This window comes from Pseudomonas sp. 5Ae-yellow (genome assembly GCF_014077575.1).
Taxonomy (GTDB): Bacteria; Pseudomonadota; Gammaproteobacteria; order Pseudomonadales; family Pseudomonadaceae; genus Halopseudomonas; species Halopseudomonas neustonica.
In genome coordinates, this window is sequence record NZ_JACGWE010000004.1 from 167,790 (window position 1) to 186,856 (window position 19,067).

The 19,067-nt window shown below is 51.1% G+C and carries 16 protein-coding genes; 7 read left to right on the forward strand and 9 right to left on the reverse strand.

Features of this window, described 5'->3' with window-relative positions; all coding sequences use genetic code 11:
• Positions 1–154 precede the first annotated feature (154 nt).
• The 4 genes from H4J77_RS04590 to H4J77_RS04605 form a co-directional block, all read right to left on the reverse strand.
• Entirely contained in the window at positions 155–1,522 is a 1,368-nt protein-coding gene (locus H4J77_RS04590) for a diguanylate cyclase (RefSeq protein ID WP_182247229.1), read from the reverse strand.
• Positions 1,523–1,917: 395 nt separating this feature from the next.
• Entirely contained in the window at positions 1,918–3,033 is a 1,116-nt protein-coding gene (locus H4J77_RS04595; RefSeq protein ID WP_182247231.1) for an ABC transporter permease, read from the reverse strand.
• 1 nt (position 3,034) lies between these two features.
• Positions 3,035–5,752: a ribosome-associated ATPase/putative transporter RbbA gene (rbbA, locus tag H4J77_RS04600; RefSeq protein WP_182247233.1), complete on the reverse strand. Its 2,718-nt coding sequence runs from the start codon at positions 5,750–5,752 to the stop codon at positions 3,035–3,037.
• A 10-nt stretch (positions 5,753–5,762) separates the two neighbouring features.
• Positions 5,763–6,836 (reverse strand): HlyD family secretion protein, encoded by a 1,074-nt coding sequence (locus tag H4J77_RS04605; protein WP_182247235.1) that lies wholly within the window; start codon positions 6,834–6,836, stop codon positions 5,763–5,765.
• A 386-nt stretch (positions 6,837–7,222) separates the two neighbouring features.
• Here H4J77_RS04605 and H4J77_RS04610 point away from each other — a divergent pair, with 386 nt between their 5' ends.
• The 5 genes from H4J77_RS04610 (at position 7,223) to H4J77_RS04630 (ending at position 11,802) form a co-directional block, all read left to right on the forward strand.
• Positions 7,223–8,257 (forward strand): NADP-dependent oxidoreductase, encoded by a 1,035-nt coding sequence (locus tag H4J77_RS04610; RefSeq protein WP_182247236.1) that lies wholly within the window; start codon positions 7,223–7,225, stop codon positions 8,255–8,257.
• Between the two features lie 11 nt (positions 8,258–8,268).
• A complete protein-coding gene (locus H4J77_RS04615) occupies positions 8,269–8,943 on the forward strand; it encodes a type 1 glutamine amidotransferase domain-containing protein (RefSeq protein ID WP_182247237.1) in 675 nt (224 codons plus the stop codon).
• A 113-nt stretch (positions 8,944–9,056) separates the two neighbouring features.
• The gene (locus tag H4J77_RS04620; RefSeq protein WP_182247238.1) at positions 9,057–9,620 is read left to right on the forward strand and encodes a hypothetical protein; all 564 of its coding nucleotides are present in this window, start codon (positions 9,057–9,059) and stop codon (positions 9,618–9,620) included.
• A gap of 16 nt (positions 9,621–9,636) precedes the next feature.
• Entirely contained in the window at positions 9,637–10,767 is a 1,131-nt protein-coding gene (locus H4J77_RS04625) for an alkene reductase (RefSeq protein ID WP_404940750.1), read from the forward strand.
• A gap of 45 nt (positions 10,768–10,812) precedes the next feature.
• Positions 10,813–11,802: an aldo/keto reductase gene (locus H4J77_RS04630; RefSeq protein WP_182247240.1), complete on the forward strand. Its 990-nt coding sequence runs from the start codon at positions 10,813–10,815 to the stop codon at positions 11,800–11,802.
• 245 nt (positions 11,803–12,047) lie between these two features.
• On the opposite strand, the gene H4J77_RS04635 is transcribed toward H4J77_RS04630, so the two are convergent.
• The 5 genes from H4J77_RS04635 to H4J77_RS04655 all read right to left on the reverse strand — a co-directional run bounded on the left by H4J77_RS04635 (position 12,048) and on the right by H4J77_RS04655 (position 17,158).
• A complete protein-coding gene (locus H4J77_RS04635; protein WP_182247241.1) occupies positions 12,048–13,172 on the reverse strand; it encodes an alkene reductase in 1,125 nt (374 codons plus the stop codon).
• 105 nt (positions 13,173–13,277) lie between these two features.
• The gene (locus H4J77_RS04640; RefSeq protein WP_182247243.1) at positions 13,278–14,669 is read right to left on the reverse strand and encodes an NAD-dependent succinate-semialdehyde dehydrogenase; all 1,392 of its coding nucleotides are present in this window, start codon (positions 14,667–14,669) and stop codon (positions 13,278–13,280) included.
• Between the two features lie 80 nt (positions 14,670–14,749).
• Positions 14,750–15,907, reverse strand: a complete 1,158-nt coding sequence (locus tag H4J77_RS04645) for an iron-containing alcohol dehydrogenase (RefSeq protein ID WP_182247244.1) — start codon at positions 15,905–15,907, stop codon at positions 14,750–14,752.
• 73 nt (positions 15,908–15,980) lie between these two features.
• On the reverse strand, positions 15,981–16,235 hold the full coding sequence (locus H4J77_RS04650; protein ID WP_259364723.1) for a hypothetical protein: 255 nt from the start codon (positions 16,233–16,235) through the stop codon (positions 15,981–15,983).
• A gap of 341 nt (positions 16,236–16,576) precedes the next feature.
• On the reverse strand, positions 16,577–17,158 hold the full coding sequence (locus H4J77_RS04655) for a TetR/AcrR family transcriptional regulator (protein ID WP_182247245.1): 582 nt from the start codon (positions 17,156–17,158) through the stop codon (positions 16,577–16,579).
• A gap of 435 nt (positions 17,159–17,593) precedes the next feature.
• On the opposite strand from H4J77_RS04655, the gene H4J77_RS04660 reads away from it, so the two are divergent.
• Positions 17,594–18,220: a glutathione S-transferase family protein gene (locus H4J77_RS04660; RefSeq protein ID WP_182247246.1), complete on the forward strand. Its 627-nt coding sequence runs from the start codon at positions 17,594–17,596 to the stop codon at positions 18,218–18,220.
• 264 nt (positions 18,221–18,484) lie between these two features.
• Positions 18,485–18,787: a hypothetical protein gene (locus H4J77_RS04665; protein ID WP_182247247.1), complete on the forward strand. Its 303-nt coding sequence runs from the start codon at positions 18,485–18,487 to the stop codon at positions 18,785–18,787.
• Positions 18,788–19,067: the final 280 nt, after the last annotated feature.

Sequence of the window (19,067 nt, forward strand, 5' to 3'; positions counted from 1 at the left end):
GGTCTTATGTCTCGTAGATGAAACAGCATAAGCCTGCACGTTAGGGATGCCAACCAGAGCCAAGAGTCATGGACGTGCTGATTGATCAGGTATCAGCGCAGCCGCAACGTGCCGCCTGATCAAATCAGGACCGGTACGCTCTGAGCGCAACTACCTAGATAGCCTGAACCACCTGATTCCGCCCGCCCTCTTTGGCTTTATACAGTGCTTCGTCTGCACGGCGCATCATCTGCTGGTAATCGGGATGGCCATCAAAACAGGCCAGGCCGATGCTCATCGTCACGCTGAGCGTCTGCTCTTGTGGCAAACGAAACACCTCACGCTCAACGCTGGCACGCAACTTTTCCGCGGCACGCCTGGCGCCATTCAGTCCGGTATCCACCAGCAACATCAGAAACTCTTCGCCGCCAAGCCGGAACAGGTAGTCCCCTGCCCGGCTATTGTTAACCAGTAAAGCGGCCAACTGCTGCAATACGCGATCTCCAGCCTCGTGCCCGTAGCCATCGTTAATGCGCTTAAAGTGGTCAATATCCAGCGCCAGCACGGCGAACTCAGCTCCATGGTTGCGCGCATAAGTAATCTGTTTGCTCAGCACCACCGGCAAAAACTTGCGGTTGAGTAGCCGGGTAAGTACATCGCGTCCGGCCTCAAGCTCGCTATTCTGCTCAAACAGATGATCAAGGTTGAACCGGATAGTACTAACCAGATCGCGCATTTCACGCAGCTGCGGCACTCGGTCTCGCCACTCCTCAGCGAATAACGGCAGCAGTACGTCATCGATCTGCACCATGCCGTGGATAATCTGGCTGGCCTCCGGCGTCCCTTCAAACGCATGAGCGCCCTTGTGACGAAACCACACACCAAACTCGCAAGTTCGTATCCGCGGCAACTGCGCAATACTCAAACCAGTCGCCAAACCAAACATCAATTGGTTTTCCCAATCCAGCAGTGCGCCGCGTTGGCGCTCTTTCTCACTGGCAATATTCTGGGTGACAGAAAACAGTCGATAGGCTTCTTCGGTGCGGGAATTGCGGTCGTGAGAGCTGGCATAAGCCTGGCTCATAACCTCCATCGCTAGGTCGATGGTGTCCGACATCAGGCGGGCCACTTCAAGGTATTCATCGCCGCAGAGGCGGCCGTCGGCCAAGAGCAGTCGGATAAACTCAACCTTCATTGCCCGTGCGCCGCGCAAAACCAGGTGTACCGGAATATCGATACGGGCATGTACCTCGCCGATCTTTTGTTGCTCGGCGATGATCCGCAACAGATCCTCATGGGTTTGCGGAGCGAATAGCCCAGCGACCCAGCGTTGCATGGATGAACGCAGGCGACTACTAACCTGGTCATGGGACAGAAAAGGGGAAGCGCCAGCGTCTTGCAGCATCTGTTGATAAAAATGCTCAGCCAGCGGCAGCGCATGACGCTGGCAAAAGTCGAGTATAAATACTCGGCTGTGTGCGCTGAAGCGCTGGTTCAACGCCCCCCATTCCATAGAAAGCTGCTCAGTAGATAAACGGGGCATAACCAATTCCTTCAACGATTAAGGCGCGAGATTGTTTCATGCGAGTGACGATCCTGTCATCTGTCACACGCGGCCTGAAACACAAATTCCCAACCGTGGAATAGTTCAAGCAAAGCGCCTACATAGTAGCGTGCGCTGATGAATTGCTGCGAAGACTTGATTTTCAACGAGCGTGACCCAGGCTCGTTACCGTCAGAGCCAACACCCATAACATGCCCAGCCGTGCTAAATACCCGTATCCGGATTATTAACTCGCTTCGAGGGAGAGTGGGCGCAGTTAGATCATCAGCCATGGTTACGGCGCTGCGGCGCAGCAGCATGCGCCGCAGATCGGGTTGCTGCCCAGGGTTGATCGGTAGTACGGCGGTCAGCCACATGGCCGTCAGGATAAAAAACTACTGGAGCGATTGTCGTAACCGCGCCAAAGCGCTGAGGAAAAAGACGCTACCAATCGCCAGCAACCCCAACAGCTGCGGCCAGACAATGGCCAGGTTGGCACCACGCAGCAAAATACTCTGGGCCAACTCGACAAAATGCGTGGTGGGTGCGGCCAGCATGATCACTTGAATCAGCATCGGCATGCTCTCGCGCGGTGTGACTTCGCCGGAAAGTATCTGCAGCGGAATCAACGCCAGAATGATCAGCAGGCCCAGTTGCGGCATGGAGCGCGCCACAGTGCCAAAGAAGATGCCAATCGAGGTAGTGGCAAACAGATGCAGCGCAGCGCCCAGCAGAAAGAGTGCAATAGAGCCCTGCACCGGCACCGCCAACAGTCCCTCGACAACAAAGCGCAGGGCCAGCGCTGACGCGACCAGCACCACCAGCCCCATCGACCAAACCTTGGCGAGCATAATTTCCAGCGGCGTAACCGGCATCACCAGCAGGTGCTCTATGGTGCCGTGTTCACGCTCGCGTATCAGCGCCGCGCCGGTCAGGATAATCGACAGCATGGTGATCTGATCGATTACCGCGGTCAGCGAACCAAACCAGCTCCGTTCCAGGTTTGGATTGAAGGCCATGCGCACAACGGCGTCGACCGGCAGCACGGTATCTGCCCGGTAACGGCTGACGAAGGTCGTCGTCTCGTCTTGGATGATCTGCTGAATATAGCCGGCGCCGCTGAACGCCTGGGATATCTGCGTGGCATCGACATTAAGCTGAATGGTCGGCTGTTTACCCGCCAGTACGTCACGCTGAAAATTCGGTGGAATATCCAGCGTAAAGGTGTATTTACCGCTATCCATACCGGCGTCCATGGCGGCCTGATCGATACGCACCGGCGGCACAAAATACGGTAGCTGAAAGGCATCCAGCAGCCGCCCGGAGAGCTGTGAGCGATCCTCGTCGACGACCGCAATACTGGCTCGATGCGGGCTTTCCGGAATGGCCATGGCGCTGGAGTAGATATTGGCGCTGAACGCATAAATGATCAGCAACACCAGCGCCGGATCGCGCCACAGGCTGCGCAGTTCCTTGATGCCTAGCTGGATAATATTGCCGAGGGAGCGCATGTTATTTTTCCTGCTTGTTGAGACCCAGCACGCTGAATAGCGTCAGGGCGGGTATGGCCAGCAACATTGGAATAAAGAACGGATAAAGCTCGCTCAACCCCAGCGCCTTGGAGAACACACCCCGGCTGATGATGAGGAAATGGGTGGTGGGATACAGCTCACCGATAATGGCGCCAAAACCCTCCATACTGGATACCGGGTGCAGCAGCCCCGAGAACTGCACCGCCGGTACGATAGTGACGATGGCCGTACCGAAAATCGCTGCAATCTGGCTTTTCAGCAGTGAAGACATGAACAAGCCAACGCCCGTCGCGCAAGTGATATAGACCAGCCCCGCCAACAGCAACGTAGGCAAACTCCCCTTCACCGGCACTTTGAACACCAGCACCGCCAAGAGCAGCAAGGTGAGAAAGTTGATGAAGCCCAACAGGATGTAAGGCAATTGCTTGCCCAGCAGAAATTCGAGACGGGGCACAGGCGTAACGTAGAAGTTGATGATCGAGCCCAGCTCCTTTTCGCGCACTACCGCCAGCGCCGTCAGCATCGCCGGAATCAGCATCAGCAGAATGGGGATAACCGCCGGCACCATCGCCGGCAGGCTTTTCACATCCGGGTTATAGCGGTAACGCGTGGCCACCTTGCTGAATTCCATGCTGACCGTATACGGCTGCTCTGCTGCCAAGCTGCGCAGGTAATTGAGGTGAATACCTTGCGCATAGCCACGCAGGGTATCGGCGCGCATGGGCATGGCACCATCAACCCAATAAGCCACCTGTGGCGTGTCGCCGCGCAGCAAGTCGCGGCCAAAATTGGGTGGAATCTCCAACGCCAGACTGATGCTGCCCTCGCGCATGCGCTGCTCCAGATCGGCATGACTCACCAGCGGCGGTCGCTCAACAAAGTAGCGCGAGCCAGAGAGGTTTTGTATGTAGCGCTCGCTGTAGGTGGTGCGGTCGTTGTCGAGCACCGCGAAGGTGAGATCTTCCACATCCAGATTGATGCCATAGCCCATGATGAACATCAGAAAAACCGACCCCAGCAACGCCAGCAAGCCGCGGATCGGATCACGACGCAGTTCAATCGTCTCGCGTCGGGCATAGCTCATCAGCCTGCGCAGGCTGAAACGCGGCAACTTTGCCGTTGAACTGACCACCTGCGGTGTTGGCGAGGCGGTCTCAGAATCCGGAGTTGCCTGCGGGTCACTGGCTTCGCGCAGCCAATCGATAAAGGCTTCCTCAAGCGTATCCTTGCCACGCTCCAGCCGCAGCGCTTCGGGCGTATCGCTGGCCAGCACCTTGCCTGCGTGCATCAACGACATCCGGTCGCAACGCTCAGCCTCGTTCATGAAGTGGGTCGAGATGAAAATGGTCACGCCGTCGTCCCGCGATAGCTTAACGAGCAGCGCCCAGAACGCATCGCGGGCGATGGGGTCTACGCCGGAAGTGGGCTCATCCAGAATCAGAATTTCCGGTTTATGGATCACCGCGACCGCCAGCGACAGGCGCTGCCTGACCCCCAGGGGCACACTCATGGGCAGACTATCTGCCACCTCTGCAAGATTGAACGTCTCGATCAGTTCAGCAACACGCTCATCGCGGTAGCCAGCCGCCAACTGAAACAGCCGCGCATGCAGGTTGAGGTTCTGCCGCACCGTCAGCTCGCTGTAGAGCGAGAAGGCTTGCGACATGTAACCCACCCGCTTGCGGGTATTGATGTCCTTGGGGTCCACCGGCTTGCCAAAAAGCGAAGCCTCGCCGGAGCTGGACGGTAGCAACCCGGTCAGCATCTTCATGGTGGTAGATTTGCCACAGCCGTTGGAGCCCAGAAAGCCAAAAATCTCCCCGCGCTCAATACGAAAGTTGACCTTGTCTACCGCAGTGAAGTCGCCGAATCGCCGCGTCAGGTCGTGGGCTTCAATCGCAATCTCGCCGTCAGCGGTACGCGGTGGAATAACCAGCTTTTCGTGATTTTGGCGTTTCTCTTCCGGCAGCAAGGCCACAAACGCCTGTTCCAGATCGCTGGTACCGGTGCGCTGTAGCAATTCGTCGGGGCTGCCGCAAGCCAGCGCTTTGCCGTCATCCATGACCACCAGATGATCAAAGCGCTGCGCCTCATCCATGTAGGAGCTGGCGATCAGCACACTCATGCCCGGCCGCCCCTGACGTATACGCCCGATCAGGTCCCAGAATTGGCTGCGCGACAGCGGGTCTACCCCGGTGGTGGGCTCATCCAGAATCAGCAGGTCAGGGTCGTGTATCAGTGCGCAGCACAAACCCAGTTTCTGCTTCATGCCGCCAGACAACTTGCCCGCCGGACGCTCAATAAAGTCGGTCAGTCCGGTACTCGCCAGCAGCAACGCAATGCGTTGTTCTCGCTCCTGGCTGCCCTGGTTGAACAAGCGGCCAAAAAAGTCGAGGTTTTCGCGCACGCTCAGCGTCGCATACAGGTTTTTACCCAGGCCCTGCGGCATATAGGCAATACGCGGACATACGCGGCGACGATGCGCCGCGTCACGCATGTCGCCATCCAGCACCTGTAGCTGGCCTTCCTGCAGCTTGCGTGCACCCGCGATCAGCGCCAGCAAACTGGATTTGCCTACGCCATCCGGCCCGATCAAGCCCACCATCTGACCGCTAGGCAGCGACAGCGTCAGGTCATCCAGCGCGCAAGTCTTGCCGTAGCGCAGGGTGATCTGCTTGATGTCGGCGATAGCACTCATCGGCAGGCGATCACTGGGGCACGTTCACTGCCAACTCGTCAGGCCACGGCGCGTCCGCATCCAGCTTGAGCCAGGCGATACCGGGCAGGCCGGTTTTAACCTGTTCCATATGCTCGCGCAGCAGCGCGGGATCAATCCGCGCCTTGACCCGAAACATCATCTTTTCGCGCTCGCTTTCGGTTTCTACCGTCTTCGGCGTGAATTGCGCCACGCTGGCCACATAACTGACCTTGGCCGGAATCACGTACTGCGGCACTGCATCCAAGATAATTCTTACCTCTGCTCCTAATACTACGCGGCCTGCTTCGCGCTCTGGCAAAAAGAAAGTCATATACACGTCAGACAGGTCCACGAGGTTTAATACTCTCCCCCCTGTGCCAAGAACTTCGCCAGTTTGGGCAGTTTTAAACTGAACACGGGCAACTCGATCAGCCGATAAGCTGCTATCCGCAATATCGGCACTAACACGATCGCTTACCGCCCCGGCGGCTACCATCGCTGACTCGGCACCAATAACTTGAGACTTAGCCGCCGCGATCCCTGCCTCAGCTGCGTGGACTTGCGCACGTGAGGCGGCAAGTGCCGCTTCAGCACTTTGAAGCGTAGCCAAGGAATCATCTAAGGTTTGACGCGACATAGCACTGCGCTCTACTAACACTTCGACACGTTGATAGCGCTTACGTGCAGCACTGACTTCAGCCTCGCGCTGCTGCACTAAAGCTTCACTAGCGACTTTCTGACTTTCACGCTGTGTAACGAGAGAAACAGCTGTTTTGATCGCGTTAGCAGCCTCTTGCTGCTGAGCTTGTGCTTGATTCAGCTGTGCCTGAAGGCTTGCAGTGTCCATTTCAACCAGCAACTGACCAGGACGAACGAAATCGCCCTCCTCGACCGTTATGCGTTGAATTCGACCGCCTAACTTAGTTGCGACATCAATTTCAGTAGCTTCAATGCGCCCATTTCCACTGACGAAATCAGCACCAAACCCTTCAGGGCGGAGTTCAAACCAAGCGTATAGGCCTACTAGAACTAAGACCGTTATAACCCCAGCACTACGGATGAGGATAGAAGATGGCTTTTGCATTCCGACTCCATTGCATTCCGAAAAACCGCATTCTAGAGCAGTTACATTACAGCTTCAGAGTTTAGCACCATAGCTTTTCTGTTTGTTGATGCAGGTCACGATCACTCGATAGAGCGCGTAATATTTGGGTTTGCAGGCGCCTAAGCCCAAAATATTCGCAGAGGACTGATTCATGCTACTGGTACCTCCTTTAGACGCGACCACTCAAAGTGAACTAAGACATCAGTAGAAAATGGTTAAGGCCAGGCCGCCCAAACGCGATTCCTTCAAGGATGATTAAAGCCAGGCTTGAAATGTTTGCGTACAAATAATAGACGACTGGTCTAATTGGATATAACCTATAAACGCGCAACCCTCGAACAACCGTTTTGAATGAGAAATAGAACATGACCGAAACCAACGCAGAGAACCGCAAGCTCGTCCTATCAGAACGCCCAAAAGGATCCCCAACTAAAGAGACGCTGAAGCTAATCAGATCACCGATCCCCTCTACTGGTCCCAATCAGATGCTCCTACGTACCGAGTACTTATCGCTGGATCCGTATATGCGAGGGCGAATGAGCGACGCCCCCTCCTACGCCCCGCCGGTAGCCGTAGGTGACGTAATGGTTGGTGGAACAGTTGCACGAGTGGTTAATTCCAACATTGACGGATTTTCAGCTGGGGACTGGGTGCTTTGTGCCAACGGCTGGCAAGACTATGCATTGTCAGATGGTGAAGGCGTGACCAATCTCGGCACATCTCCAGCTCACCCCTCTTGGGCACTCGGCGTTCTAGGCATGCCCGGTTTCACCGCTTGGGCGGGGCTGACACAGATTGGTGCACCGAAAGCAGGCGAGACTATTGTCGTAGCGGCAGCGACTGGTCCAGTTGGCGCAACGGTAGGACAGATCGGAAAGCTTCTAGGGTGTCGTGTTGTCGGCATCGCTGGCGGACCCGAGAAATGCGCTTATGCAGTCGACGAACTAGGTTTCGACGCCTGTATTGACCACAAAGTGTCAGATTTTTCTGAACTACTTGCCGCAGCCTGCCTAGATGGAATTGATGTTTATTTTGAAAACGTCGGCGGCATTGTCCTTGATGCAGTCATCAACTTGTTGAACCCCAACGCCCGCGTACCTGTGTGTGGCTTGGTGTCTCAATACAATGTGACAGAGCTGCCTGAAGGTCCCGACCGAATGAATTGGCTGATGGGTCAAATACTTCGAAAGAAAATCAAAATGCAGGGCTTCATCATATTTGATGACTTCAATCATCTCTATCCTGCTTTTGCAAACGAAATGGAAAACTGGATAAAGAACGGCCAAATAAAATACCGTGAGGAAATTATTGATGGCCTGGAAAATGCTCTAGAAGCATTCATTGGTCTTTTAAATGGCGACAATTTCGGCAAACGAGTAATTCGTGTTAGCCACAACTGATAGGACATATTATGAAAATCTTAATGGTACTTACCTCGCATGACCAACTCGGCGACACCGGTAAAAAAACAGGTTTTTGGCTAGAAGAGTTTGCCGCGCCCTACTACGTTTTCAAAGACGCAGGCGCAGAAGTAACCATCGCATCACCTAAAGGTGGGAAGGCGCCGATTGATCCCGTCAGTGATGCCGAAGATACCCAAACCAAAGATACGCTGCGTTTCAAAGGTGATGCCGGGACGCAAACACAACTTGCGACTACATTGAAACTGTCTGATATAACAGAAGTCGGCTTCGATGCAATCTTCTATCCCGGTGGTCATGGCCCATTGTGGGACTTGGCCGAAGATGCTGACAGCAAACGTCTGATCGAAGCCTTCGCCGCTGCAGGTTTGCCTGTTGGCGCGGTCTGCCACGCCCCCGCCGTATTCCGCCACACTCAAAGCACCGACGGCAAACCCTTGGTCTCAGGACGGCGTGTGACAGGCTTTACCAATACGGAAGAAGAGGCTGTAGGTCTGACCAACGTCGTTCCATTCCTGGTCGAGGATATGCTCAAAGCCAATGGTGGTCTTTATGAGAAAGGCGCTGATTGGTCCAGTTTTGTGCTGCGGGACGGCAATCTTGTCACCGGTCAGAATCCGGCCTCATCAGCTGCCGCCGCGCAAGAGATTCTTGCGTTGCTGTAATAACGGATAACCACGACTGAATTTATCCTGCACCACTGTGAAGCCTCCTTCTGTTCCGATAGATCAAAAACCTGAAGGAGGCTTCATAACTCATTGAGTCAGGGACAAAATCCATGAGCACGATCAATCCAAGCTCTACCTACGGCTCCATAGTGGCTACAGCAATTATTTTTTTTGTCGCATCTCTAACCGCCCCTCCAACTCAAGCTGAAGCTCCGACTCGATTCGACGACAATGCTCAGGTTACCGCAGATATGTTTGGCTGCATTTATGATTTCCCCAAAGTACGCAATACCTTTCTATTCCATCCCGAACCGGAAAAGCTCAAGGAAGTCATTCATATTTTTTCTGAACGCATTCCTGATACGGAGTATCCAGTTGGTACGGTAATGCAACTTGTACCATTTGAAGCGATGGTCAAACACCCAAGCGAAAAATACCCAGACAGCAATGGCTGGGAGTTTCTCGCCCTAACTGTCACAGCAGAGAGCACAACGATCACGAGCCAAGGAGATCATGCGCTAAATTTTGAAGGACGTGAGTGTCTGAGCTGTCATGCCGCAGCCATCGAATACGATTTCGTTTGTGAGAAAAATCATGGCTGCGCGCCTTTGTCCATTGGTGACGAACAGATCGCCGCGCTTCAGGTTGCTGATCCCCGCTGTACCCAACGTTAATCCACGGAGACATCACGTGAAAACTATTAACTCGAGCATCAATGATACTAACGTTCCTGAAACTGACCTTTTTTCCCCGGTTGAAATAGGGCCTTATGCTCTGACAAGCCGTATTGTCATGGCGCCACTTACGCGAGCGCGCTCGCCTGAAAGTATCGCCACGTCGATGATGCGGGAGTATTACGCGCAGCGTGCATCGGCGGGACTAATCATCAGCGAAGGGTTAAACATCTCGCCACAGGCAGTGGGTTACGCCTTTACCCCTGGTATTTGGACCGCTGAGCAGGTGGAGAGTTGGCGCCCAGTAACATCAGCTGTTCATGATAAAGGCGGACGCATTTTCGCTCAGCTTTGGCATGTTGGTAGGGTTTCTCATCCGGATGTACAGCTGGATGGTACGCTGCCAGTTGCACCATCTGCTGTTCGCCCTAATGTCGAAGCATTCACCGCAGAAGGAAAGAAACCAGCACTAACTCCAAGAGCACTGCGAATAGACGAGTTGCCGGGGATTGTGGCTGATTATGAGCAGGCCGCCCGAAATGCTTTGGAGGCAGGATTTGATGGTGTTGAGATTCATGCAGCAAATGGCTATCTGCTTGATCAGTTCATGCGGGATGGAGCCAATAAGCGCACTGATGCCTATGGTGGGTCGGTCGAAAACCGTATTCGGTTGACACTTGAGGTTACTAAAGCTGTTGCGGCAATCTGCGATGGTGGGCGTACGGGGCTGCGGATATCTCCGGTCAGTACCGCTAGCGACCTCAGTGACAGTAATCCCGAGCCGGTTTTCACAGCGCTTGTTGATGAACTTAATAATGTAGACATCGCCTATCTTCACGTTGTGGAGGGAGTGACAGGTGGGTCTCGAAGCGTTGAAGGCGGATTTGACCTGAATATTTTAAGGCAGCGCTTCAACGGGTTGTACATGGCTAACAATGGTTATGACCTTGATCTGGCTCTATCAGCACGGCGTAGTAATAGCGCTGATCTGATTGCATTTGGGCGCCCCTACATTGCTAATCCTGACCTTGTAACTCGACTCGAGCAAGACGCGCCTCTCAATCCGTTTGACGGCGCCACTGCTTATGGCGGAGGAGCCGAAGGATATATCGACTACCCTTTCCTGGCAGTGAATACTCCGGACTGAAGGCGTTTATAACTGGTTTCCAGAAGAAAGAAGAGGGGAATGACTATGAAGTCTCGTAATTTAGGCGCCGGCCTGGGCGCTGTCTCTGCTATTGGCCTCGGATGCATGGGAATGTCTGAATTCTATGGGCCCGCTGATAAAACGCAATCACTTGCGACACTGGAGCATGCGTTCGATAAAGGCATAACTTTTTTTGATACTGCAGACACTTACGGTCTTGGCCGCAATGAGGAACTTCTCAGCAGCTTTCTCGCCCGGCACCGAGACAAGGTTACCCTGGCGACCAAATTCGGCATCGTCCGCGAGGGTCCACTTGCGGACCGTCGAATTGACAATACTGCGACCTACATGGTCAGGGCTTGTGAGGCTTCACTAAAACGCTTGGCTATAGAAAAAATCGATCTTTACTATGCTCACCGTCTCAATCCAGCCGCTCCTGTCGAAGATACGGTGGGTGCGATGGCTGAACTTGTAAAACAAGGTAAAGTTCGTGGGTTGGGGTTAAGCGAAGTATCCCCGGACACCCTACGACGAGCTCATGCTGTCCATCCTATTGCCGCGGTGCAATCAGAGTACTCCTTGTGGTCTCGTGACCCTGAAAACGGGATCCTGCAAACCTGTAAAGAGCTGGGTATTGCTTTTATCCCTTACAGTCCTCTGGGGCGTGGCTTTTTGACCGGCAAGATCAGGTCCGTTGAAACGATGGCTCCAGACGATTTTAGACGCACCTCGCAACCAAGATTTGAGAGAGCCAACCTGGATAAGAATCTGCTTATGGTTGATAAGATAACTAGGCTAGCCAACGTTAAGGGGTGCACATCTGCACAGCTAGCGCTGGCATGGATACTAGCCCAGGGTGACCACATCATCCCAATACCTGGCACCAGGACTGAACGCTATGTAGACGAAAACATAGCCGCTGCGATGATATCTTTGACCAAGACAGACTTAGATATTCTCAATCAGATTTGCGAGAAACATGAGGTTATCGGGGAGCGCTACACGTCAGAAGGGATGTCACATCTTAACCTTTAACCTGCTATTTTCATCTCAGGTTCAAAGACAGCTCCTTTCGAAGTGATACCAAAGCTAAAACACAAGGTTCGGACCAAAAAACATGGCCCTGACCTTGTGACTAGTTCATATTAGAACTCTGAATACTTGCTTTACATGTCTACGCTTTTTTGATGAGATGGATTCACATATAACGCTTACTGCAAAACCACACTTATAATCATCGTTTAGGTAAATATCGACATACCAACACGTTTGAAAATCAACTATCCCCTGTACACGGGGTAATCAATATATCCCCTCCCCGTACCACCGTACATAGTCGCTGGATCTACGTCATTAAGCGGCCAGCCATTAGCAATCCGTTTGGGAAGATCTGGATTAGCGATAAATGGTCTTCCAAAAGCCACAAGATCACCAAGGCCAGACTCTAACAAACGAACGCCTCTTTCCACAGTATAACGACCGGCATAAATAATACGGCCGCTGAAAGTCCCTCTGAGGTCTTCACGAAAATCAACGGGAAGCTCCGGAGCATTATCCCAATCAGCTTCAGCGATCGAAAGATATTCAACACCGACCTCTTCAAGCACTTTGACGGCCTCGATATATGTGTCATGAGGGTCGCTTTCAACAAGCCCCAAATAGACACGATCCTCCTCCGTGCTACTAAATAAAGGCGCGAAGCGAACACCCAAGCGATCTGGCCCTACGACCTCTGCAACCGCTACGAGTATTTCACGTAAAAACCGAAGACGATTTTGCAGCGATCCACCATACTCATCGGTGCGCTTATTGGTGTGCTCTGATATAAACTGATTGACGAGGTAGCCATTAGCACAATGAATCTCAACACCGTCAAAGTCCGCTTCTAGAGCATTCCTAGCCGCTTGGACGTAAAGCTGGACCAACTCCTTTACTTCAGCATTAGTGAGTTCTCGAGGCATAGACGGCTCAGCTAACGCCCCCTCTCCAGGCCCTGTTTCTATAAATACCTTAACGTTATCAGCCGGTATGGCAGAGGGCGCTACAGGCGCGTCCCCTTGAGGCTGCAATGAGGTATGGGAAACTCGACCGACGTGCCAAAGTTGAGCGAAGATCACCCCTCCCTCCTCATGCACTGCCTTAGTGATTTTTTTCCATCCTTCAATTTGCTCATTGCTATGGATACCAGGGGTCCACGCATAACCTTGGCCTCGAGGTTCTATTTGAGTGCCTTCAGTCACCATGAAGCCAGCGCCGGATCGCTGCTTGTAGTATTCCGCCATGAGCGCATTGGGTATGTTCCCAGGCTGAGTGCTACGCGACCTGGTTAAGGGCGGTAAAACAACCCTATTACGCAGCAAATATGGTCCTAAACTAGTCGCTTGAAAAAAATCACCTGAACTCATATATATCTCACTATTAACACATAAAACTGCTGAAATCGCCGACTGACTCAACTAGCAAAGGCGCTGCCTTGAACAGCGCCAGAGGTAACCCTAAGCTAGTGCAAATTAAAACGGCGCGTCTATATCGACAACATTAATCAATTTATGGTTAATAAACTCTTTAATACCAAGACCTATGAGCTCTCGACCATAACCAGAACGCTTAATCCCTCCAAAGGGCATATTAGCCTTGGGTGAAGTGGGATGATTGACAAATACCATTCCCGTCGACATCTGTTTAGCAACTTCAGATCCGCGTTTTTCATCCGCAGTAAATACCGAACCGCCTAAACCGAACGGCGAATCGTTTGCAATATTTACAGCGTCTTGTTCGTCTTGCGCTTTAAATATCATGGAGACGGGACCGAAGAACTCCCAGTAGTACGCCGGATTTTCTGCTGTTAAATTAGTGAGAATAGTAGGCTGAACAAAAGCACCTTTACTCGGCACTTTCGGGCCTACCTCAATAGCGGTAGCACCATGCTTAACAGCTTCACGTATCTTTTCGCGGACTTCTTCGGCAGCGGCCGCTGACGACAACGGAGCTAGCGTAGTTTCAGGGTCAAATGGATCTCCGGCCTTCAAGCTAGCAACTCCTTTGGTATAGAGCTCCATGAATTTTTCATACACTTCTTCCACTAGAATAATGCGCTTAGAAGAAATGCAGACCTGTCCTGCGTTCCAATGACGCCCTATTACAGCCCACTTAGCAGCTTTTTCTAACTCGGCATCATGAAGCACCACAAATGCGTCTGCCCCACCCAATTCAAGGGTGGATTTTTTCAATGCTTTGCCTGCTTGAGAAGCGACAATAGAACCCGCGCCCTCAGAACCTGTGAGAGCTACACCGTGCACACGAGCATCATTAAGTATGATCTCTATGTGATGACGGGCTGCATAGAGATTGCGAAATCCACCGACCGGTAGCCCCGCATCAATCATAAGCTGCTCAAAAGCAGCAGCGCACTGAGGGACGTTGGATGCATGTTTAAGCAATACCGTATTACCGACGGCAAGCTGCGGCGCTAAAATCCGCGCTACTTGGTAAAAAGGGAAATTCCAAGGCTCAATGGCTAATATGATACCGAGGGGCTCATGAAGAAGGGTTGGCTGGCCCTCCGACGGCTCCGTTACAGGTAATAGCTGTGGGGCAAGCAATGCCTCTGTGTTCTTGACGTAATACTCGAATATACGAGCGCAGGTCTCAACTTCACCCAGGGCCTCGGTAGTAACTTTACCCATTTCTAAAGTTAACAGTCGTGCGTAATCACTCGCACGCTCACGCAACAAGTCTGCTGCTTTTTGCAACACTACGCCACGCTCAACATATGAACGTTCTTTCCATTCAAGAAAAGCGCTATGAGATGCCGTCAGCGCGTGATTAATATCAGCGTCAGTGGCGTCGGGAAATTCCTGTAGCAGTTCACCCGTATAGGGATTGATAGAAGCATAAGCCATGACATTCTCCAATAAAATAGTTGAATTATTTCAATTTCACCCACCCTGGCATATAAAGAAAATGCCAGAAATACTGTAATTTATAAGCATAAATCGAGTATTCGTCGGCTGACTTCCAAGCTCACATCGCCACGCTCTCCTAGCTCAGTGAGTCCGTGACTTTTTAGTTTAGATATCAATATTTCAATCTGACCAGCATCAATTTCATAGTCTGAAAGACGTGTAGGCAGCCCCAAGCTTTCGAAAAAATTTCGCGTAGCTTGAATAGCATCATCAATACGTTGATCTTCACTTCCTTCAGTTATTTCCCAAACACGTTCAGCGTACTGGAGCAACTTCTCGCGTTTCGCATCCCGGCGAACTTGAAGGTTAGCGGGAAGTACAATAGCTAATGTTCGTGCGTGGTCAATCCCATAAAGCGCCGTCATCTCGTGACCTATCATGTGAGTCGACCAATCTTGCGGGACACCAGCACCGATCAAACTGTTGAGTGCCAAGGTCGCGGTCCACATCAAATTTGCACGAGTGTTGTAATCAACTTCCTTCGACAATACTGCTGGAGCTATTTCAATTAAAGTTTGAAGAAGTCCTTCAGAAAAGCGATCCTGAACTCGCGCACCTGCCGGGTAGGTTAAATACTGCTCCATGACATGGGTGAACGCATCGGCTACCCCGTTCGCTAGCTGCCTATTGGGTAGGGTATAAGTCTTTTTTGGATCGAGAATTGAGAATTTAGGAAAAACAAAAGGGCTACGGAATGGCAGTTTTTCTAAGGTGGATTTCCGTGTAACCACTGCACTTGCGTTCATTTCCGAGCCGGTGGCAGGCAGTGTTAGCACGCTACCAAATGGCATTGCGCTTTTGACGCCCTTACCGCGAGTTTCTAATATTTCCCAGGCTTCACCGTCATAATCCGCTGCTGCGGCGATAAATTTGGTTCCATCAATTACAGAACCGCCTCCCACTGCAAGTAGAAATTGCACCTGTTTTTGGCGAACAATTTCGACAGCCTCCATGAGCTTTTCATAGGTTGGGTTTGGTTCAATTCCACCGAATTCCAACACCTCCCTAGAGGGCAAAAAAGACCTAGCTTCACCCAGAGTCCCGTTCTTTCTAGCACTCTCACCGCCATACAAAAGCAAAACACGAGCACCTTTTGGTACAAGATTGTCCAGCTGATCAATGGTATCTTCCCCGAAGACTATGCGTGTTGGGTTGTAAAATTCAAAGTTTTGCATAAGAACATTCCTTGCCGAGAGTAGACCAGTCGTCTACTTAATGGGCGAAAATTAAAGCGTCAACTATACCTTGCTAGCATATCGATTTTTTGCGCTGTAAATGAGCAACCAGCCACCCAGCCAATGGGAAGGAAACTAACTGAGTGAGCGGAACTAATACCACAACCTCTATCAGCACAACCACGGGAAAGCTCAGCTCTTTAGTTATGGGGGCTAATATCGTGAGCACCAATAGTAGCGTCGGATACAAGCCTATATAGCCAACTAAAATCCGTCTGCGAACAGACATGATTCTGTGGGCCTCAGCTCTTTTTTCGTGGTCATTCATGTCACCTCCTCATAGCTCAAAGCGCGTTCCAACTTCAAACACTTATGTAAAAAGCCTGACCACCAAGGAGCTTTAAATGGCCAAGCAAAACTGTTAACCCGAAATCTTTAACGGTTTAAAACAATCTATCGCCCATAGATTGCTCTGGATGGACAAATATTTTGATAGCGATTTCTTTTAGGCAGCTATTTAAAAGCTCGACATGCCCAGGTCCCGCCTCTATGCAAAAAAACCAATACTAAAAGGGATAATTATCTACACAATCACAATATTAGACCAGTCGTCTATATGCGATTAAAAAAATATCCGCCGGCTTCGGCGGATATTTCGACAATAATCTCTTAAGCGCTCAACATCAACATTGTCGTATCCATTGCGCTTTCTAGCGGACGACTATCGCGGCTTAGCTTGCTAAGTAAACTTGCACCCAACCACAATTGATATAGCGCTGTCGCCTTACTAAAGGCCTCTCCCGAAGGAAGAGAACCGTCAGCCTGGCCTTGCTCTATGCATCCAGCGATTCGCGCTATCACTTGATTTGATCCATCTCGCAGGGTCAACCTCATCGTCTCAGAGAGGTCGGCAACCTCAGCGCTTAATTTGACTACCAAACACTTTTGTTCGTCACCCGAATCGCAATAGCTATTAAGCCATTTCGTCCAATAGCTCATTAAACGCTCACGGGCAGGCGTCTTAGCGGCAAAACGCTCATCCATATCTGCCAGATAGGTTTTGAAATATTCCTCAAGCAAAGATTGACCATACTGCTCCTTTGACTTGAAGTAATGATAAAACGATCCCTTAGGCACATTGGCGGCCTGAAGAATTTCATTTAACCCAACGCCTGTGAACCCCTTGACAACCATCATTCGATGGCCGATATCAAGCAAGTATTGGCGCGTATCATCATAGCTTTGTTTCATGACAAGAATTTTACACTGAAATAGACCGGTCGTCTACCTTGGTTATAGTTGAGTATATGTGCCGACAAACGAAAGGAAAAGCACCGCCAACTGAACGCTGGTTGCCTGGCAATGCAAAAAATCTGCCCTTATCCCCTCAAAAGAAATACCTAGATCCGAGTCCACAATTTCGGCAAGTTTAGCAGTGGTTACTGCGGTAGGCCAGAACCTTAGTCGTACGCGGGTAGGGTCAATTACGCCCTTACCCCTTGCGCAGCTGGCTAACCAGCGGAGCTAACCGGTTCACGCAAGCATTAACCGGCGATTGTTGTAGACAAACCCTCCGCAAAACTGTCGCGTTCGATTCGTAGTAGACTGGTCGTTTTTTTAAATCTAGACTACATCTTGACGCCGAAAAAATTTTGGCTAAGCAACCTTGCCTAACGAGTGGAAACTATGATTAAGCTTCATCACCTCAACGCATCACGTTCTATCCGTATACTGTGGTTGTTAGAAGAGATAGGTGTGCCCTACGAATTAGTTCAGTACAAACGCAGTACAACTACTAATCTAGCCCCAGAGTCCTTGAAGGCAATCCACCCACTAGGTAAGTCTCCTGTAATTGAGATTGATGGACAGGTGATCGCTGAGTCTGGCGCAATAGTGGAAAGTATAATTAGCAAATATGCGCCACACCTAGCACCGAGCGAAGGAACTCCTGAACACACTGATTACTTACAGTGGATTCACTTTTCCGAAAGCTCCGCAATGCTCCCATTTTTGCTAAAGGTGTTTAACAAGCATGAGTTACAAACCGGAACCAAACTGAACTTCCTAACAGACTATGCCGAAACGGAATTTAACAAAGTATTTGCATATTTGAACAACCATCTTGAAGGCAAAACGTTTTTAGTCGGCAACACACTCACAGGTGCAGATTTCATGCTTGGATTTGTAGTTGAGAGTGCGTTAAAGAATTTAAACATTGATGATAAGTTTTTGAATATTAGCGCTTATATTAAAAGTCTGGAGGGCCTTGATAGCCATAAGAGAGCTATGAGAATTGAGTCACAACTGGACTAGCTAGCCTTTTTCTAACCGGCCTGCTCTTTCGCAGGCCAACACAAAAATTAGAAGCCAGCCCAGTCAGTACTCACTCGCCAGGCCGATAAGCGTACGAGTAAAGCATGACCGTTTTCATGAATGAAGAAACTCCCTTGGTGATTGCAACCTGTTAAGCGCCTAACGTTTTCGCCAACCTCATATACAAAAATCCCGAAGTAGTCTTTTCCCGAAACCCACTAGATCCTGTTATGGTGCTCGCTCACCCAACAGGAGCGTAGCACTATGTCCTTTTCGGTTGTATGTAGCAGAGGGACGGAGTTTGCCTTTGAAGGCAAGTCAAAGCTTATCGCTGCAGAGCGAATCACTCAAAAGGGACTCGCTTTGCAAACATCTGAGCAGAGCTATGACGATGGGCCACAGGAGTGGTGCATATCGTTTAGTGGCTCCACAAGTAACGCAGGAGAGATCGTTTGGGACGTCTACTACACACTTGATCTGTCAGGCCCAGAGCTTCAAGACGTGCAGGCAGTGACTGTACCTGCCGGCGTTGAGATCACACGCCCACCTGAATTTGTTATTGAATAAACTGACGAACAGTTGACGCTTTCAGTAATTGAGGGTGCGGTTTTTTTACTGCACCTCTCGACGAGAAGCGTACGGAAGAGGCTGTGTTAGCAGTGCGATGGATCTGACTGCGTTAGCTTCCGGCTGAAACTAAAGCACAAGCTCAAAAGCCCATTGAACCGCCCCGGGTTTCGCGGAGGCTGTTTGGTTTAAGTCAAGCCGCCACCTTGGAAGCCTGACTGGCTAGTTGCCGATAGTAGTTTGCCTCAGCCTCTGCGGGCGGTATATATCCGATGGGTTC

Excerpts from the sequence above, each read along its gene's own strand:
- H4J77_RS04590 (WP_182247229.1), bottom strand. The coding sequence starts at position 1,522 with ATGCCCCGTTTATCTACTGAGCAGCTTTCTATGGAATGGGGGGCGTTG.
- H4J77_RS04595 (WP_182247231.1), bottom strand. The coding sequence starts at position 3,033 with ATGCGCTCCCTCGGCAATATTATCCAGCTAGGCATCAAGGAACTGCGC.
- rbbA (WP_182247233.1), bottom strand. The coding sequence starts at position 5,752 with ATGAGTGCTATCGCCGACATCAAGCAGATCACCCTGCGCTACGGCAAG.
- H4J77_RS04605 (WP_182247235.1), bottom strand. The coding sequence starts at position 6,836 with ATGCAAAAGCCATCTTCTATCCTCATCCGTAGTGCTGGGGTTATAACG.
- H4J77_RS04610 (WP_182247236.1), top strand. The coding sequence starts at position 7,223 with ATGACCGAAACCAACGCAGAGAACCGCAAGCTCGTCCTATCAGAACGC.
- H4J77_RS04615 (WP_182247237.1), top strand. The coding sequence starts at position 8,269 with ATGAAAATCTTAATGGTACTTACCTCGCATGACCAACTCGGCGACACC.
- H4J77_RS04620 (WP_182247238.1), top strand. The coding sequence starts at position 9,057 with ATGAGCACGATCAATCCAAGCTCTACCTACGGCTCCATAGTGGCTACA.
- H4J77_RS04630 (WP_182247240.1), top strand. The coding sequence starts at position 10,813 with ATGAAGTCTCGTAATTTAGGCGCCGGCCTGGGCGCTGTCTCTGCTATT.
- H4J77_RS04635 (WP_182247241.1), bottom strand. The coding sequence starts at position 13,172 with ATGAGTTCAGGTGATTTTTTTCAAGCGACTAGTTTAGGACCATATTTG.
- H4J77_RS04640 (WP_182247243.1), bottom strand. The coding sequence starts at position 14,669 with ATGGCTTATGCTTCTATCAATCCCTATACGGGTGAACTGCTACAGGAA.
- H4J77_RS04645 (WP_182247244.1), bottom strand. The coding sequence starts at position 15,907 with ATGCAAAACTTTGAATTTTACAACCCAACACGCATAGTCTTCGGGGAA.
- H4J77_RS04650 (WP_259364723.1), bottom strand. The coding sequence starts at position 16,235 with ATGAATGACCACGAAAAAAGAGCTGAGGCCCACAGAATCATGTCTGTT.
- H4J77_RS04655 (WP_182247245.1), bottom strand. The coding sequence starts at position 17,158 with ATGAAACAAAGCTATGATGATACGCGCCAATACTTGCTTGATATCGGC.
- H4J77_RS04660 (WP_182247246.1), top strand. The coding sequence starts at position 17,594 with ATGATTAAGCTTCATCACCTCAACGCATCACGTTCTATCCGTATACTG.
- H4J77_RS04665 (WP_182247247.1), top strand. The coding sequence starts at position 18,485 with ATGTCCTTTTCGGTTGTATGTAGCAGAGGGACGGAGTTTGCCTTTGAA.